Annotated in this window: 16 protein-coding genes; 6 read left to right on the forward strand and 10 right to left on the reverse strand. The window is 71.8% G+C overall.

What is annotated here, in order from left to right:
• The first annotated feature begins 40 nt into the window (after nt 1–40).
• The 3 genes from ACIBI4_RS14315 to ACIBI4_RS14325 are packed head-to-tail and all read left to right on the forward strand — an operon-like array spanning nt 41 to nt 2414.
• A complete protein-coding gene (locus ACIBI4_RS14315) occupies nt 41–1195 on the forward strand; it encodes a lipid-transfer protein (RefSeq protein WP_399204107.1) in 1155 nt (384 codons plus the stop codon).
• Between the two features lie 5 nt (nt 1196–1200).
• Nucleotides 1201–1644 carry a Zn-ribbon domain-containing OB-fold protein gene (locus tag ACIBI4_RS14320; protein ID WP_399204108.1) on the forward strand — a complete coding sequence of 148 codons (444 nt, stop codon included), beginning with the start codon at nt 1201–1203 and terminating at the stop codon, nt 1642–1644.
• Nucleotides 1644–2414 carry an enoyl-CoA hydratase/isomerase family protein gene (locus ACIBI4_RS14325; protein WP_399204109.1) on the forward strand — a complete coding sequence of 257 codons (771 nt, stop codon included), beginning with the start codon at nt 1644–1646 and terminating at the stop codon, nt 2412–2414. The genes ACIBI4_RS14320 and ACIBI4_RS14325 overlap by 1 nt, the downstream gene beginning before the upstream one ends.
• 35 nt (nt 2415–2449) lie before the next feature.
• Here ACIBI4_RS14325 and ACIBI4_RS14330 read toward each other — a convergent pair whose 3' ends face one another.
• The 5 genes from ACIBI4_RS14330 to ACIBI4_RS14350 form a co-directional block, all read right to left on the reverse strand.
• Nucleotides 2450–3025 carry a hypothetical protein gene (locus ACIBI4_RS14330; RefSeq protein WP_399204111.1) on the reverse strand — a complete coding sequence of 192 codons (576 nt, stop codon included), beginning with the start codon at nt 3023–3025 and terminating at the stop codon, nt 2450–2452.
• 77 nt (nt 3026–3102) lie between these two features.
• Complete coding sequence (locus ACIBI4_RS14335; RefSeq protein ID WP_399204112.1) at nt 3103–3693, reverse strand: hypothetical protein; 591 nt, start codon at nt 3691–3693, stop codon at nt 3103–3105.
• Nucleotides 3694–3892: 199 nt separating this feature from the next.
• Nucleotides 3893–4438, reverse strand: a complete 546-nt coding sequence (locus ACIBI4_RS14340) for a hypothetical protein (RefSeq protein WP_399204113.1) — start codon at nt 4436–4438, stop codon at nt 3893–3895.
• Nucleotides 4439–4551: 113 nt separating this feature from the next.
• A complete protein-coding gene (locus ACIBI4_RS14345) occupies nt 4552–6942 on the reverse strand; it encodes a PQQ-binding-like beta-propeller repeat protein (RefSeq protein ID WP_399204114.1) in 2391 nt (796 codons plus the stop codon).
• 196 nt (nt 6943–7138) lie between these two features.
• Nucleotides 7139–7921, reverse strand: a complete 783-nt coding sequence (locus ACIBI4_RS14350; RefSeq protein WP_399204115.1) for a VOC family protein — start codon at nt 7919–7921, stop codon at nt 7139–7141.
• Nucleotides 7922–8158: 237 nt separating this feature from the next.
• On the opposite strand from ACIBI4_RS14350, the gene ACIBI4_RS14355 reads away from it, so the two are divergent.
• Nucleotides 8159–8806 (forward strand): TetR family transcriptional regulator, encoded by a 648-nt coding sequence (locus ACIBI4_RS14355; RefSeq protein WP_399204116.1) that lies wholly within the window; start codon nt 8159–8161, stop codon nt 8804–8806.
• 105 nt (nt 8807–8911) lie between these two features.
• On the opposite strand, the gene ACIBI4_RS14360 is transcribed toward ACIBI4_RS14355, so the two are convergent.
• The 3 genes from ACIBI4_RS14360 to ACIBI4_RS14370 form a co-directional block, all read right to left on the reverse strand.
• Nucleotides 8912–9391 carry a nitroreductase/quinone reductase family protein gene (locus tag ACIBI4_RS14360; RefSeq protein ID WP_399204117.1) on the reverse strand — a complete coding sequence of 160 codons (480 nt, stop codon included), beginning with the start codon at nt 9389–9391 and terminating at the stop codon, nt 8912–8914.
• 31 nt (nt 9392–9422) lie between these two features.
• Nucleotides 9423–10616, reverse strand: coding sequence for an acyl-CoA dehydrogenase family protein (locus tag ACIBI4_RS14365; protein ID WP_399204118.1), 1194 nt, complete (start codon nt 10614–10616; stop codon nt 9423–9425).
• A 136-nt stretch (nt 10617–10752) separates the two neighbouring features.
• Nucleotides 10753–11127, reverse strand: coding sequence for an iron chaperone (locus tag ACIBI4_RS14370; RefSeq protein WP_399204119.1), 375 nt, complete (start codon nt 11125–11127; stop codon nt 10753–10755).
• A gap of 123 nt (nt 11128–11250) precedes the next feature.
• On the opposite strand from ACIBI4_RS14370, the gene ACIBI4_RS14375 reads away from it, so the two are divergent.
• A complete protein-coding gene (locus ACIBI4_RS14375; RefSeq protein WP_399204120.1) occupies nt 11251–12432 on the forward strand; it encodes a thiolase C-terminal domain-containing protein in 1182 nt (393 codons plus the stop codon).
• Between the two features lie 68 nt (nt 12433–12500).
• Nucleotides 12501–13214, forward strand: a complete 714-nt coding sequence (locus tag ACIBI4_RS14380; protein WP_399204121.1) for a pyridoxal 5'-phosphate synthase — start codon at nt 12501–12503, stop codon at nt 13212–13214.
• Between the two features lie 3 nt (nt 13215–13217).
• On the opposite strand, the gene ACIBI4_RS14385 is transcribed toward ACIBI4_RS14380, so the two are convergent.
• Nucleotides 13218–13652, reverse strand: a complete 435-nt coding sequence (locus ACIBI4_RS14385) for a Zn-ribbon domain-containing OB-fold protein (protein ID WP_399204122.1) — start codon at nt 13650–13652, stop codon at nt 13218–13220.
• Nucleotides 13652–14101 (reverse strand): DoxX family protein, encoded by a 450-nt coding sequence (locus ACIBI4_RS14390; RefSeq protein WP_399204123.1) that lies wholly within the window; start codon nt 14099–14101, stop codon nt 13652–13654. The genes ACIBI4_RS14385 and ACIBI4_RS14390 overlap by 1 nt, the downstream gene beginning before the upstream one ends.
• Between the last annotated feature and the right edge of the window lie 117 nt (nt 14102–14218).

The following is a 14218-nucleotide window of genomic DNA, read 5'->3' on the forward strand; positions in this document are numbered from 1 at the left end:
ATGCAGGCCGGGATACCGGCAGTTGATCTCGGAGGTGGCCATGGCCGCGGGGACCTTGAAGGACGCTACAGCGATAGTCGGGATCGGCCAGACCCCCTTCGCGAAACACCTTCCCGAATCGGAGAAGGCGCTGGCCTGCCGCGCCATCCTGGCCGCGCTGGACGACGCGGGCATCGCCCCGTCCGAGGTCGACGGCTTCGCCTCGTACACGATGGAGGAGACCGACGAGGTCGAGATCGCCAAGGCGATCGGCGCGGGCGACGTGACCTTCTTCTCCAAGGTCGGCTTCGGCGGGGGCGGTTCCTGTGCGACGCTCGCGCACCTCGCCTCCGCGGTCGCCACCGGCCAGGCGAACGTCGCGGTCGCCTGGCGCTCGCGCAAGCGCGGCTCGGGCAAGCGCCCCTGGACCAACACCCAGGTGCAGCTGCCGACTCCGGCCCAGTGGACCCGTCCGTACGGACTCCTGCGCCCCGCCGACGAGATCGGGATGCTCGCGCGGCGCCATATGCACGAGTACGGCACGACCCGCGACCACCTCTTCAACGTGGCCCTCGCCTGCCGCAACCGCGCCAACCAGAACCCGGCGGCGCAGATGTACGAGCGCCCGCTGACGCGCGAGATGTACATGAACGCCCGCTGGATCAGCGAGCCGCTCTGCCTCTTCGACAACTGCCTGGAGACCGACGGGGCGCTGGCCTGCGTCATCGTCTCCGCCGAGCGCGCCCGCGACTGCCGCCAGAAGCCGGTGTATCTGCACTCCGTCGCCCAGGGCCTGCCCGCGCAGCACCACGGCATGGTCAACTACTGGAACGACGACCCGCTGACCGGACCGGCCTGGACGGCGGCCCGACAGCTGTGGAAGCAGGCCGACTTCGGGCCGCAGGACGTCGATGTCGCCCAGATCTACGACGCGTTCACGCCGCTCATCCCGCTCTCCCTCGAGGGCTACGGCTTCTGCGGGCGCGGCGAGGGCGGCTCGTTCACCGAGGGCGGCGCCCTGGAGATCGGCGGCCGGCTGCCCATCAACACCAGCGGCGGCGGCCTCTCGGAGGCGTACGTGCACGGCTTCAACCTGATCAACGAGGGCGTCAAGCAGCTGCGCGGCACCTCCACCGCCCAGGTCCCGGACGCGTCCACCTGTCTGGTGACCGCGGGCGAGGGCGTCCCCACGTCGGCCGTACTCCTGAGGAGCTGATCCCGATGTCCCTTTCCGACCTCCTGGCGCCCGTGACCGACGACGACGGCGCGCCCTTCTGGGAGTACACCGCCCAGGGCGAACTGCGCGTCCAGGCCTGCGGATCCGAGTCCTGCGGCGAACTGCGCTTCCCGCCGCGCCCCTGCTGTCCGCACTGCCAGTCCTTCGACAGCGAGTGGCGGCGCATGAGCGGCAAGGGCCGCATCTGGTCGTATGTCTTCCCGCATCCGCCGCTCCTTCCGGCGTACGCGGAGATGGCCCCGTACAACGCGATCGTCGTCGAACTCACGGACGCCCCGCGGATCCGGCTCGTCGGCAACCTCGTCACCGAGGCGGGCGCGCCGCTCAACTCGGTCGACCCCTCGCGCCTGAAGATCGGCGCCAAGGTGCAGGTGGTGTTCGCGCAGGCGGGCGAGTTCACGCTGCCGCAGTGGGTTCTGGAGCGCTGATGGCCCTGCGTGTGGAGTGCGACAAGGAGACCGGCGTCGCGGTCGTGACGCTGGACCGGCCCGAGAAGCACAACGCGATCGACCTGGAGACCGCGGCCGAACTGACCGCCGCCTGGCGGCAGTTCCGCTTCGACGCCTCCGTACGCGCGATCGTGGTGACGGGCGCGGGCGACAAAGCCTTCTGCACGGGGATCGACCGGGGCGCCGAGGTGCCGCAGCCGCACTCCCCGTACTCGATCGACGATCCGCTGCTCGCGATCGGCCCGAAAACCTGCGACCTGTTCAAGCCGGTGATCGCGGCGGTCAACGGGATGGCGTGCGGCGGTGCGTTCTATCTGCTCGGCGAGAGCGAGTTCGTCGTCGCGGACGAGCGCGCCTCGTTCTTCGACCCGCATACGACGTACGGGATGGTCAGCGCGTACGAGGCCATGTACATGGCGCAGCGCATGCCGTTCGGCGAGGTCGCGCGGATGTCCCTGATGGGGACGGCCGAACGGGTCTCGGCGCGACGGGCGTACGAGGTCGGGCTCGTCTCCGAACTCGCCGCGCCCGGCGAGGCGTTGACGGCCGCGCTGCGGTCCGCCGAGGTGATCGCCTCGTACCCGCCCGCGGCCGTGGAGGGCACGGTACGGGCGGTGTGGGCGGCGTCGTCCGGCGCACGGGCGCAGGCCGTGGCGCAGGCACCCCAGCTGATCGGTCTGGGGAACCTGCCGCCCGAGGAGCAGGCCGGGCTGTTCGGCGGGCGGCAGCAGGGGTTCCGGCTGCGGTGACCTGACCTGCGTTGTCGCCCTCTGGATGTCGCCCTCTATACGGCGGTGCGCTCGACCTCGGTGAGCTTGCAGGTGACCTTGCCGAGGCGGGCGCCCTTCGGGACGTCGTACGGGGTCGCCGTGTCCTGCGCCTCGTCCTGGCCCGGCAGCACATACGGGATGGCCGGGTTGGAGGTGTCGAGCACGGTCCCGTCGTGGCCGGTGAAGGTCAGCTTGTACTTGTACGTGTACGTGGTGTTGTTGCTGCTGTTGGTGGCGCGGACGCGGGCCGCGAGCTCCGAGCCGTTCCAGGTGCAGGACTCCAGGCGGAGGTCCTTGGCGGCCGCGCTGCCGCCGCCGCCCGGGCCGCCGGAGCCGCCGCTGTCGCCCGTGCCGGTGGTGCCGGTGCCCGCGGTGGTGCCGCCGTCGTCGTCCGACTTGCCGACGTCACCGCCGGAATCCGTGCCGGAGTCGCTGTCCGAGCCGCCGGACGAACTCGAACCCGAGCTCGAACCCGACCCGTCCGACGAGCTGTTGTTGTCGCAGCCGCCCCCGCCGGAGCCTCGCGCTCCGGTGAGCGCGACCAGCGCGACAGCCGCTACGGCGACGGCACGGATGTGACGGATCTTCATGATCAACCCCCCCGGGTCTGGTGCTGATGGGCCCTTGCGGGCACTGATCGACAGTAACAGCGCGCGGTGTCCGCCGCTCAGTCGAGCAGCGTGACCTCGTCGACCTCGCAGCCCTGCACCTTCGGGGCCTGTGCGGGCCTGGTCATCGGGACGCGGACGGTACGGGTCTCGTCCGCCTTCAGGGTGAGCGTCACCTCGTTGCCGTCCTGCCGGACGCCCATGACATCGGTGAACATGACGCCCACGCGGTACTTGCCGCCGGTCACCGCGTGCACCTTGACCTCGCTGGCCTTGTCGTAGCCGGCCTTGCGGCGCTTGGTGGTGCTCCCGCGCTTCTTCCTGCCGCTCTTCTCGTCGTCGCCGAGGCACTTCACGACGACGGCGGTCGTGCCGTCGGTGGCCGCCGTGGGCTCGGCGGTCGGCTCCTCCGTCGGCTCCTCGGCGCCGCCCGACGACCCGTACCCGGAGTCGTCGCCGTAGTCGTCATCGTCGTGGTCCGTGTCCCGGTACCCGCCGCTCGTGGACGAGCTGCGCGACTTGCCGCTGGAGCAGCCGCCGCCCCCGCCGCCCGAACTGCTCCCCGACCGGCTCTTGCCGCTGCCGCTCTTGCCGCCGGACGTGGACGACGTCTGGAAACCGGTGAGCGCGAGCACCACCGCGACCAACACGACTGCGAACCTGACCCGGCCAAGCCGCATGGCGGCCCCTCCCCCGATGTGTGAACGGAAACCTGCGGAACCTTAGCAGCAGCGAACCGGCTCCGAATCCGCCTGTGGACAACCGCAGTTCGCCCGCCCGCGGAAGGGTCAGCTCCCGGAGGACGGCGGGGGGCGGTGCCACGCGGGTGGCGGGTTCTCCGGCGGGACGTCAGCCGCGGGCGGACCCGGGGCGGGCGGGTACGGGCTGCTGGACGGATCCGGGTCGGGCCCGTCCAGCGTCGGCACCGTGGGGCCGGGCGGGGCTGCCGCGGGGGCGGGGGCCGGGCGCTTGGCGCGGCCCGACAGGACCAGGGCCGCGAGCAGGATCATCGCGCCGCCCGCCCACGAACGCGCTGCCCGCGCCGACGTCGAGTCCGTTGCCCTCCGAGTCCACGGAGAGCGAACCCTCGGCCTGTCCGACCCGGACCATCCACAGCACGGAGAAGCCCATCGCGACGATGCCGGCGAACGCGAGCAGCAGCCGCGAGCGCAGCACCACGCCGACGAGCGTCACCAGGGCGACGAAGAGGAACGGCAGGAAGAGCGAGGCGAAGAGCCCTGCCTCGGCGTCGGTGACGCCGTCGGCGGAGAACAGCTCACCGAGGCGGTAGTCACGGCCGAGACGGCCGTCGTACCAGGCACGGAAGGGGCTCCAGACGACGGCCGCCGCTCCGGCGAGAGCGAGGAGTGAACCGAGGACGTTGCGGACGCGCACCGGTGACCTCCTGACGTACCCCCGAGGCTCTCGCCCACGACGCTACGCCGCCCCGGTTCCCTCCGCCATTCGGCCCAGATGCAGCCCCATTGCCCCCGCACCCGTCAACAACCTCAGCGCGCCGTCCCCGTCCCCTTCACCGCGTCCAGCGCGTACACGCACCGGTCCTTGCTGCACGCGTACACGACGCCGGCCTGCGCGACCGGCGCCCCGGTGATCTCGCCGCCGGTCGCGAGCTTCCAGCGGAGCTGGCCGCCCGCCGCGTCCAGCGTGTACAGACAGTGGTCGGCCGAGCCGAAGTGCAGCCGGCCCTCCGCCGCGACGGGCGAGCCGATGACCTCGCCGCCCGCCTGGAAGCGCCACTTCGGGGTGCCGGTGACGGCGTCCAGGGTGTAGAGCCCGTTGCCCGCGCCCACGTGGACATGGCCGGCGGCCACGAGCAGCGGGTCGATCGAGGAGCGGGACTCGGTGGCGATGCGCCAGCGGTCGCGCCCGTCCTTCGCGTCGAGCGCGTACACGGTGCCGAGGTAGTCCGCGAGGTACACCCCGCCGCCGGTGACCGCCGCGCCCGGCGCGTACGCGGGCGGCGACAGGAAGACCGCCGGGGCCTCGAAGTGCCAGCGGACCTGCCCGGACGCGATGTCGATGGCGAGCACGCGGGTGCCGGCCGCCACGTACACCGCACCGTCCGACGCGGGCGTCAGCCGGACGGGCACCCCGCCGCAGGACGAGGCGTCGCCGATCGGGTACGACCAGCGCTCGATGCCCGTGCGCGCCTCCAGGGCCCGCAGCCGCGCGTCCTGCCAGACGAACACCGTGCCCTCATGGATGACGGGCCCGGCCTCGGGGGTCTCGAAGTCGGTCTGCGCGCCGGTGATCTCCCAGAGCCGCTCGCCGTTCGCCGCCTCGTAGCCGTGGACGGTGCCGCCGCGCAGGCCCGCGACGACCGTGCCGCGGTCGGCCTTGAGCGCGTACACCCAGGAGTCGGTGGAGAAGCGCCACAGGTCGGTGCCGTCGGCGGCGTCGAGGGCGAAGAGCGTGGGCCCGTCGGAGGCGTGGATCCGGCCGTCGGTGATCGCCATGGACCAGGCCACGTCGCGGGTCTTGAACTGGCGCCGCCCGGTGGCCACGTCCAGGGCGTGCACCTCGAACGACGTCACGTACACGCGGTCGCCGACGACGTGCGGCGTGCCCCAGACGTCGTTGGACATCCGGAACCGCCAGGGCCGCCAGGCGGCCGGTCCGGTGCCCGCTGCCGCGACGGGCGCGGGTTCGGCGCCGTTGACCGCGGCGGCGGGCGCGGCGGCCGAGCGCGACCAGGACGCGGCGAGCGCCGCCTCGGGCGCGCCCACCCGCTTGTCGGCCTCGCGCCGCGCGTCGGCCACGCGCGGTCCTGGACCGATGGGCACGGGCGCGCCGGGCAGCCGTACGGGCTCGGGGTCGGGCGAACGCCGCCAGGCCTCGTCCCAGTCCTCACCGCCGGGGCCGGGGCCGGGACCCGCGGCGCCGGGGCCGCCGACCGGCTGCGGCGGGCGCGGCGGCTGCGAGGGCTGCGGCGGTACGCCACGGCCGCCGCTGCGTCCCGATGTCTGGGTGCGCACGGGCGGCCGCCCGCCGCGGCGGGACTCGATCAGCGCGGTGGCCCGCTCGGGCAGCCACGCCGAGGCCGTACCGGAGTCGTCGGAACCGGCCGCGAACAGGTGCGGGGCGAGCTGGGCCTGGAGGTCGGCGGGGCTGGGCCGCATCGCCGCTTCCATGTGCATGCAGTCGAGGATCAGCGAGCGCAGCTCGTCGGGAAGGCCTTCGAGGTCCGGGCCCTCGCGCAGCAGCATGAAGACGGTCTCGACGGGGTTCGCACCGTGGAAGGGCGCGTGCCCGGTCGCCGCGAAGACCAGCATGGAGCCGAGCGAGAACACATCGCTCGCGCCCGTCACCGAGCGCGAGTCCTTGGCCTGCTCGGGCGACATGTACGCGGGCGTGCCCACGGCCACGTTCGTCATGGTCAGACGCGTGTTGGAGACACCGGACGCGATACCGAAGTCGATGACGCGGGGACCGTCCTCGACGACGAGCACATTGGACGGCTTGAGGTCGCGGTGCACGAGGCCCGCGCCGTGGATGGACTGCAGCGCCTCGGCGACCCCGGCGGCCAGCCACCGTACTGCCTGGGCCGGCAGCGGCCCGCACTCGTTCACTATCTCTTCGAGGGAGGGCGCGGGAATGTACGCGGTGGCCAGCCACGGCACGGCGGCACGCGGGTCGGCGTCGACGACGGCCGCGGTGTAGAAGCCGGAGACGGCACGCGCCGCCTCCACTTCACGGGTGAAGCGGACACGGAAGAGCTGGTCCTCGGCGAGCTCGGTCCTGACGGTCTTGATCGCCACCCGCCGGCCCGCGGCCGAGCGCGCGAGAAAGACGAGACCCATGCCGCCGGCACCGAGCCGGCCGAGCACCTCGAACGGCCCGATCCTGCGCGGATCGTGCTGCGTCAGCTGCTCCACCACTTGCCTGCCACCTCCCCGTACGAGACGCGGGACACCCGCTACGAGCACGCGGGTGCTCCTCGTCAGCGTCTCACCACCGAGCCGCCCTGGCGGCACGCACCCTGATTCTTCCTGGCGAGGGCGGTGGTGGCGAACCCGGGGCCCGATCGGGATGTCTCACCTCATAACAGGATCAGTCACGCCAAAACGATCCGGCTCATTCCGCGAGATCCTGCAGGACCGCGAAGGAGGCGCCCTGATTGTCCACGAGCGTTGCGATACGTCCGTACGGAATGTCGACGGGTGGGCTCTGGACGCGGCCGCCGAGGCGTGCGGCGGTCCGGGCCGCCTCGTCGCAGTCGCCGACCGCGAAGTAGACGAGGAAGTGCGCGGGCAGCATCGCCGGGTACCCCTCGCCCATGAGCTGGCGGCCGCCGACGGAGGTGTCGGGGCCCGGTGCGGTGCCGGCTGGCGACCAGGTACGGAAGCCCTTGATCACCCCGCCGAGGTCGAAGCCCTCGAAGCCGAAGACCTCCTCGTAGAAGGTGTCGGCGCGGCCCGCGTCCCGTACGTACACCTCGGTCCAGCAGAACGCCCCCGGCGCACCGGACAGCTCGAAACCCTCATGGGTGCCGCCCTGCCAGAGCCCGAAGACCGCGCCCTCGGGGTCGGTCGCGAGCGCCATCGTGCCGAAGCGGCCGATCGGCATCGGTTCCATGACGAGCCCGCCGCCCGCCTCCTTGACCGCGCGGGCGGTGGCCGGGGCGTCGGGGGTCGCGAGGTACACGTTCCACACCGTCGGCATCCGCCCGTCCTGCTTGGGCGCGAGCGCGGCGACGGCCTTCCCCTCCTTGTACGCCTGCACATAGTGGCCGTGCGCGGGCCCGGCCCCCTCGTCGAAGGTCCAGCCGAACAGCTCCCCGTAGAACCGCTTGCCCGCCTCGACGTCGGGCAGCAGGGCATCGGCCCAGCACGGCACACCTCTCGGATACGCGGCCATGGCGCACACCTTCCTGGGGCTGCTGTGGGGCCCGTCACAGCCAAGTTAGTGGCGTATCCGGCGTACCGCAGGAAAACGATTCGAACATTTGGTCAATTCCATGGGGCTCCGCTCGCCTCGTACCGGAGCATCACCCTCACGAACCCTCCCGAGTCCCCCTAACTCCCCTGTATCTCCTCCGTCCCCATTTGCAGTCGGCCGAATCGCGCCCCGATCACCCCTCGGTAAGCTGACGGCATGACAGGACAAGTGCGTACCGTCGACGGCCGTGTGGCCGGACGGCGCGGGCAGGCGACGCGCCAGAAGCTGCTCGACTGCCTCAGCGAGATGCTCAGTTCGTCGCCCTACCGTGACGTCAAAGTCATCGATGTGGCGCGGAAAGCGGGCACTTCTCCCGCGACCTTCTACCAGTACTTCCCCGATGTCGAAGGCGCCGTCCTGGAGATCGCGGAGCAAATGGCCGCGGAGGGCGCCGGGTTGACCGACGTGCTCGCCGAGCGCTCCTGGGTGGGCAAGGCCGGCTGGCAGACCGCACAGGAACTCGTCGACAGCTTCCTGGAGTTCTGGCGGCGCAACGACGCGATCCTGCGCGTGGTGGACCTCGGCTCGGCCGAGGGGGACAAGCGCTTCTACAAGATCCGTATGAAGATCCTGAACTCCGTGACCAACTCCCTCACGGACACGGTCAAGGACCTCCAGGACAAGGGCAAGGTCGACAAGGACGTCAACGCGGCGGCGATGGCCGGCTCCCTAGTCGCGATGCTCGCGGCGGTCGCCTCGCACCAGAAGGGTTTCTCCACCTGGGGCGTCAAGCAGACCGAACTGAAGCCGAACCTGGCCCTGTTGGTCCACCTGGGCATCACGGGCAAGAAGCCCGCGAAGTGAACCCGGCGGCCTGACGCCACCTGCTCCTGTCATACGGGCGGCGGCCACCCTCTGCGTGAGGGTGACCGCCGCCCGTTCCGTTCCCCCGGCTGCACGAATCCCTGGCTACGGGGTGCGCCGCTCCAGCCGGAACAGCCGTATCTCCCGGTCGACCCGCTGCTGGTAAGTGGCGTACGGCGGCCAGAACTTGAGGCATGTCTCCCAGGTCGCCGCCCGCTCCTCACCCTCGAGGAGCCGGGCCGTGACGGCGATGTCCGTGCCCTTCCAGCTGATCTGCGCATCCGGGTTCGCCAGCAGGTTCACCGTCCACACGGGGTGACCGGGGCGCCCGAAGTTGGAGCCGATGAGCACCCAGGTGCCACTGTCCTCCTCGGGCATGCACGCGAGTGGCGTACGCCGTTCGATGCCGCTCTTGGCGCCCTTCACGGTCAGGATCGCGCCCGGCAGCATCTGGGCGCTGAGCATCACCTTGCCGCGGGTGAGCCTGTGCACGGCGCGGTCCATCGCGGGCACGAAGTGCGGGCCGACCTTCATGAACAGCCTGCTCGACGACACCTTCTGCATGAGCTTGATTCCGGGCGGCATCAGACCGCGTCCTCCTCGGTTCGGTACGGCATCAGACCGCGACGTCCTCGGCGACGAAGAGGCCCGCGTGGTCGGCGGCGTGGGCACGCAGCCGGTGCACGGGGCCGAAGAGCAGTTCGTCGCCGGCGGCCCGCTTGAAGTAGAGGTGCGCCTCGTGCTCCCAGGTGAAACCGATCCCGCCGTGCAGCTGGATCGCTTCACCCGAGGCGGTGCGCAGGGCGTCGAGCGCCTGAGCGAGGGCGAGGCCGCCCACGCGCTCGCCGTCCTCCTTGCCCGCGGCCCACGCGGCGTAGTACGCGGCGCTGCGGGCGGCCTGCACGGCCACGTACACGTCGGCGAGGCGGTGCTTCACGGACTGGAACGAGCCGATCGCACGGCCGAACTGCTCGCGCTGCTTGGCGTATTCGACGGTGCGCTCCAGGGCGCGGTCCGCCGCCCCGACGGCCTCGGCGGCGAGGACCGCGGCGGCCGCGTTGCCCGTCGCCGCCAGCGCCTGGGCGACGACGGCCGCGTCGTCCGGGCCGAGCAACTCGGCCGCCGCGTCGCGCAGTTCGATCCGGGCTTGCGGCCGGGTCTCGTCCAGGGTCGTCTGGCGTACGCGGACGACTCCGGCGCTCTCGGCCCGTACGAGGAAGAGGAGCGTGCGCGACCGGGCGAAGCCTCCGGTGTGCGCGGCGACCAGGAGCACATCGGCGCTGTGCCCGTCGAGCACCTGCTCGGCCTGGCCGTACAGCCGCCAGCCCTCCTCGTCGCAGCGGGCCTGCACCCCGCCCGCGCGGCCGCCGCCCGCCCAGTCGCCCTGGCTGTCGCCCGCGAGGCCGAGGGCCGTGGCGAGGGCGACACCCGGGACGGCGAGGGCCGCGGTCAGGTCGCCCCCGGCGATCTTCGGCAGCAGCTCGCGGCGCTGCTCCTCGGTGCCCAGCCGGGCGATCAGGGGTACGGCGAGCGCGGCCGTGGCGAGCAGCGGTGACGGCAGCAGGACACGGCCGGTCTCCTCGCAGGCGAGGGCCAGTTCGGTGGCGGTGCAGCCGACCCCGCCGTCCTCCTCGCCGAGCGCGAGACCCGGCAGGCCCAGCTGGGCCGCGAGGGTGCGCCACAGGTCGGCGTCGTGGCCGGCGGGGGTGCGCACCGCGGCCTTCACCTCGTCGGGGCCGGTGCGCTTGGCCATGAGCTCGCGCAGCGTACGGCGGATCTCGTCCTGCTCTGCGGTGAACGCGGCATCCATGGGCGGGCTCCTCCCCCGGGGACCCCCTTGCGGGCCCGGATCTGACGGCGCGTCATGTTAGGACTTGCGCGACGAGATGCACAGGGGTGGGGGACGCATTGTCCGGACGGGGCGGGGGCGGGTGGGCCGCGCGGGTTCAGCAGACCTGCCCCTGGCTCTTCGCCGTCGCCCTCAGCAGGTCCCTGACCAGCTCGAAGTCCACGTTCTTAGCGCTGCGGAACCGCAGGCACCCCTTGCCCATGTTCTGCCCGGCCAGCCGTTCCTCGAAGGCCTCACGCACGTCGGTGCGCATCAGATAGAAGGCGATGTACTGCTTCTGATTCGCGAAAGCGATCTCCTGCGAGCCGTTCGCCTTCCGTACATACCCGGGCATCCCGTACGCCATGACCTCGTCGAACCCCTTGAGCTCGGCACGGCACAGCTCCCGGATCCGGGTCAGGGCCTCGCGCCGGGCCTCGTCCTCGACCTCGGCGAGATAGGCGTCCGCGTCGGGGGCATCACTCTGGACCATGCTGCGAGTATCACCCCGAGCGGCGCGGCTGTCGCGAGATGCGCACCCCGGTGACCCGATGCACTGCCCCGACGAGGCCCGGACCACTGCCCCCGACCCCGAATCTGATGTACCGTCAGATTTATGTCCACCGTCATACCCAGCGCCCCTCGGCGCAAAGTAGCCGTGGCCGGAGTCGCCCTGTCCGACTGCGGAAAGGTCGACGACGCCACCCCCTACGCCCTGCACGCGCAAGCCGCGCGCCGGGCGCTCAACGACTCCGGGCTCGACAGGAGCGTCATCGACGGGTTCGCCTCCGCCGGGCTCGGGATCCTCGCTCCCGTCGAGGTCGCCGAATACCTCGGGCTCAAGCCCACCTGGGTCGACTCCACCTCCGTGGGCGGCTCCACCTGGGAGGTCATGGCCGCCCACGCCGCCGACGCCATCGCCGCGGGCCACGCCAACGCCGTGCTGCTCGTCTACGGCTCGACGGCCCGCGCCGACATCAAGGCCCGCCGCCGCACCTCGAACCTGAGCTTCGGCGCCCGCGGACCGCTCCAGTTCGAGGTCCCGTACGGGCACACGCTCATCTCGAAGTACGCGATGGCCGCGCGCCGCCATATGCACGAGTACGGCACGACCCTGGAGCAGCTCGCCGAGGTCGCCGTACAGGCGCGGGCGAACGCCGCGTCCAACCCGGACGCGATGTTCCGCGACCCCATCACCGTCGACGACGTGCTCGGCGGCCCGATGATCGCGGACCCGTTCACCAAGCTGCACTGCTGCATCCGCTCCGACGGCGGCGCGGCCGTGCTGCTCGTCGCCGAGGAGTACGTGGCGGACTGCGCGAAGGACCCGGTCTGGGTGCTCGGCGCGGGCGAGCACATCTCGCACACCACCATGTCCGAGTGGGACGACTTCACCGTCTCCCCCGCCGCCGTCAGCGGAAAGCTGGCCTTCGAGCGGGCGGGCGTCACGCCGGCCGACATCGACATCGCCGAGATCTACGACGCCTTCACGTACATGACGCTCGTGACGCTGGAGGACCTCGGCTTCTGCGCGAAGGGCGAGGGCGGCGCGTTCGTCGAGAAGGGACGGCTCACCCTCACCGGAGACCTCCCGGTCAACACGGACGGCGGCGGGCTCAGCGCCCAGCACCCGGGTATGCGCGGCCTGTTCCTCCTGGTCGAGGCGGTACGGCAGCTGCGCGGCGAAGCCGGCGACGGCCAGGTGCACAAGGCGGGCGGCCGCCTGCCGGAGCTGGCGGTCGCCTCCGGTACGGGCGGCTGGTTCTGTTCGTCGGGGACGGTGGTCCTCGGGCGCTGAGCGCCTCCGTACGGCGTTCACCCGGGTCCGCGCACGGGAAGCCCCGTATGCCGTACGAGAATCCCCGTATGACGTCGTACGAGGACTCCGCACCCCAGCCGCCCACCACCGCACCGGCTCCGACCGCCGAGGAGTTCCTGGACCTCCTGCACGCGCAGCGCGTCTGGGATCTGCCCTCGCTGCCGCCGTTCGACCCGGCCACCGCGCCCGCCGCACCGCTCGACCTGTTCCGCACCTGGTTCGCCGAGGCGGTGGCCGCGGGGCAGACCGAGCCGCACACGATGCAGCTCGCGACGGCGGACGCGGCCGGCCGCCCGGACGTCCGCACCCTGATGCTGCACGGCGCGGACGCGTCCGGCTGGCACTTCGCCTCGCACGCCACCAGCAGCAAGGGCCGCCAGCTCGCGGAGCGCCCCGAGGCGGCCCTGCACTTCTACTGGCCCGCCCAGGCGCGGCAGATCCGGCTGCGCGGCACGGTCACCGCGGCGCCGTCCGCCGCGGGCCAGGCCGATCTGCACGCCCGCTCGACGGGCGCGCTCGCGGCGGCACTGGTCGGCCGGCAGAGCGAACACCTCGGCTCGCGCGAGGAGTTGGCCGAGGCTTCAGAGCAGGCATGGCGCCGGGCTCAGGACGAGCCCGGCGCACCGGTCGCGAGCTGGACGCTGTACGTCATCGACCCCGTCGAGGCGGAGTTCTTCCAGGGCGACGCCCGCCGCCGCCACGTACGCCTGCGCTACCGCCGGACGGGCGCGCAGTGGCACACCGAACTCCTGTGGCCGTAAGGCTCAGTGCTGGGCCACGACCGGCCGGAACACCGCCACCCGGAACCCTTCCGCCTCCCGGAAGGTGACCTCCAGCTCCATCCCGACCGTCAGCGCGTCCTGGGCGCACTCCACGACCTCGGTCATCATCCGCGGCCCCTCGGCGAGGTCGACCACGGCCGCCGTGTACGGGGTGCGGGTGCCGAAGGGCGGCAGGTCGTTGCGGTGGATCACGGACCACGTGTAGAGCGTGGCGCGGCCGCTCGCCGGCGCCCACTCCACGTTCTCGCTCCAGCAGTGCGGGCAGAACTCGCGCGGGTAGTGGTGCGTACGGCCGCAGGCGCGGCAGTGCCGCAGCAGGAGCCGCCCCTCGGCCGCCGCCGACCAGTACGGCTCGGTGAAGGCGTCGGGCTCGGGAAGATCGAAGCGTACGGACGAAGCGCCGGTGGCCGAGGTCATCAGAAGAGTCCTATCGCGCTGTCGAGGGACCAGGTCTGCCAGGACATCCCGAAGAGGGCCACGAAGGAGATGAGGCCCATCATCGCGTTCTGCCCCTGCTCGGCCCAGTCGTGGATCATCAGCACGAGGTAGAGGAGATTGAGCAGCAGTCCGCCCACGAGCGCGATCGGGGTGAGGAAGCCGAGGATCAGGCCGAGGCCGAGCGCCAGTTCGGCATAGACGACGATGTACGCCATCACCTTCGGCCGCGGCTCGACGACCTTCGTGAACCCGCTCTTCACGAAGCCCCACTTGTGCTTGCCGGCCACGTCGGCGGCCCAGGCTATGCCGGTCCCACGCTCGAACCAGCCCTTCCTGTCCTTGTGCCGCCAGCTCTCCAGCCACCACAGACCGAGCCCGATCCGCAGCACGGCGACCCACTCGGCCCCGCTGAGCCAGACCGTATCCATCGGCACTTCCCCTCACGCGAAGCCGTTTCTGACGGTACGTCAGTTCAGCGGATGGGGGTGGGTGTGCGCAAGAGGCTGAGGCGGATCTCGCACGGCCGGCAGGGCGCTCGGAGCGGC

Origin of the sequence: Streptomyces sp. NPDC050418 (assembly GCF_044458745.1) — a bacterium.
Classification (GTDB): Bacteria; Actinomycetota; Actinomycetes; order Streptomycetales; family Streptomycetaceae; genus Streptomyces.